2 protein-coding genes are annotated in these 2556 nt (G+C 66.5%); both read right to left on the reverse strand.

Annotated elements, in window-relative coordinates; all coding sequences use genetic code 11:
* A partial coding sequence (locus tag BDIM_RS18425) for a copper-binding protein (protein ID WP_040345408.1) occupies nt 1–259 on the reverse strand: 259 nt, incomplete at its 3' end.
* A partial coding sequence (locus tag BDIM_RS07485) for an efflux RND transporter permease subunit (RefSeq protein WP_040345411.1) occupies nt 256–2556 on the reverse strand: 2301 nt, incomplete at its 5' end. The genes BDIM_RS07485 and BDIM_RS18425, both read right to left, overlap by 4 nt.

Genomic DNA, 2556 nt, shown 5'->3' on the forward strand with positions numbered 1-2556 from the left:
TGGTCATGGCGGGCCAGTCGACGCCCGGGATCGGACCATGATCGATCGTCACGGAGCCTGTCGTCGCATCGACCTTCGTGATCACGCCCGTTCCGACGCCCGACTTGACGGTTTCGGCCGGCGCCATGGGCGTGGCGGCCATGTCGCCGGCAGTCGCCGGAGCGGCGGCCGGCGCTTCGACCGGCGCGGGTTCCGTTTTCTGGTTGCAGGCTGCGAGGCTGATGGCCAGGCCGGCCGAGAGAATGAGGGCGTGTTTCATTTGGGTTCTCCAGGGTTGAACGTGGGGGATGGACGCTTTCGACGGCGAAGCAGGAGGTATCCGGCCGGGATCACCAGCATGGACAGCAGGGGCGCGGTCAGCATGCCGCCGATGACCGGCGCGGCGATGCGGCTCATGATTTCCGATCCGGCGCCGTGGCCGATCAGGATCGGCACCAGGCCGGCGATGATGACGGCGACGGTCATGGCCTTGGGCCTCACCCGAAGAAGCGCCCCTTCACGGACCGCCGCCTCGACCTGACTGCGATCGGGGTTCGGCCCCCGATCCCTCAGCGCGTGCTTGAGGTAGATCAGCATGACTACGCCGAACTCGGCCGAAAGGCCGGCCAGGGCGATGAAGCCGACGCCGGTCGCCACCGACTGGTGATAGCCCAGCAGGTAGAGCATCCAGATTCCGCCGGTCAGGGCGAAGGGCAAGGAGGCCATGATCAGCAGCGCCTCATCGAAACGACCGAAGGTCAGATACAGCAGGATGAAGATGATCACGAGCGTGGCAGGGGCCACGATCTTGAGCCGGTTCGCCGCCCGCTCCAGATATTCGTACTGCCCCGAATAGGCGATTGTAACGCCCGGGCTCAAAGGCACGTCCCTGGCCACGACCTTTTGCAGGTCGGTGACGACGGACGCCAGATCGCGCCCCCGCACATCGACATAGACCCAGGTCGAAGGGCGGCCGTTCTCGGACTTCAGCATGGGCGGGCCGTCGGCGATCTCCAGCTTCGCGACCGTGCCCAGGGTGATCTGCTGGCCTGACGGGGTCAGGACCGGCAGCGCCCGCAGTTGCTCGAGATCGTCACGCAGTTCGCGCGGATAGCGCACATTGATCGGATAGCGGGCCAGGCCCTCGACCGTCTGGCCGATCGTCTCGCCGCCGATGGCGCCGGATACGATCGACTGGACATCGGCGATGTTCAGCCCGTATCGACCCGCCGCATGCCGGTCGATGTCGATATCGACATAGCGCCCCCCGGTCAGCCGCTCGGCCAGGGCCGAGGTGACGCCCGGCACGGTCTTGGCGACCTTCGCCACCTCGCCGCCGATGCGGTCGATCTCGGCCAGGTCGGCCCCGGAGACCTTGACCCCGATCGGGCTCTTGATCCCGGTCGCCAGCATGTCGATGCGGTTGCGGATCGGGGGCACCCAGAGATTGGCCAGGCCCGGCGCGCGCACGACGCGGTCCAGTTCCTCGACCAGTTTCTCCGGCGTCATGCCGGGCCGCCACTGGTCGCGCGGCTTGAACTGGATCGTGGTCTCGAACATTTCCAGCGGCGCGGCGTCGGTCGCGGTCTCCGCCCGCCCCGCCTTGCCGAACACAGTCGCGACCTCGGGGACAGAAAGAATCATTCGGTCCGTCTGCTGCAAAAGCTCAGCGGCCTTGGCGGCCGACAGTCCTGGCAGGGCCGTGGGCATATAGAGCAGGTCGCCCTCGTCCATCGGCGGCAGGAACTCACCGCCCAGCTGGCTCAAGGGCCAGGCGGTGGTGGCGAATGCGAGGACTGCGATGACCAGGGTGGCCCTTGGCCGCTTCAGCACCCAGTCCAGTGGATGACGATAGAGCCGCGTCAGCCAGCGGTTGATCGGATTGCTCTGCTCGGCGGGAATTCGTCCCCGGATCAGATATCCCATCAATACGGGAACCAGAGTGATGGACAGGATGGCCGCCGCCGCCATGGCGTAGCTCTTGGTGAAGGCGAGCGGCGAGAACATTCTCCCCTCCTGCGCCTGAAGCGAAAAAACCGGCACGAACGACAGGGTGATGATCACGAGGCTTAGGAACAGCGCCGGACCGACCTCAGCCGCCGCCTCGGTGATGACCGTCCAGCGCGCCTCGCCGACCAGTTTCTCGTCGGGATGGTCGTGCTCCCATCGTTCGATACGTTTGTGGGCGTTCTCGATCATGACGATCGCCCCGTCGACCATGGCTCCGATGGCGATGGCGATCCCGCCCAGGGACATGATGTCGGCGTTCACCCCCTGGGCGTGCATCAGCAGAAAGGCCGCCAGCACTCCCAGCGGCAGGGTCAGGATGGCGACGAGCGCTGAACGCGCGTGCCACAGGAACAGGCCGCAGACGAGCGCGACGATGATGAACTCCTCGATCAGCTTGCGGCTGAGGTTGGAGACGGCGCGGTCGATCAGTTGCGAACGGTCGTAGGTCGTGACGACCTCCACGCCCGGCGGCAGGCCCGCCTTCAGGGTCTCGAGCTTGGCGCGTACGGCCTTGATGGTGGCCCGTGCGTTCTCGCCCGAGCGCAACACCACCACCCCGCCGGCCAC

Origin of the sequence: Brevundimonas diminuta ATCC 11568, from assembly GCF_000204035.1 — a bacterium.
GTDB classification, from domain to species: domain Bacteria; phylum Pseudomonadota; class Alphaproteobacteria; order Caulobacterales; family Caulobacteraceae; genus Brevundimonas; species Brevundimonas diminuta.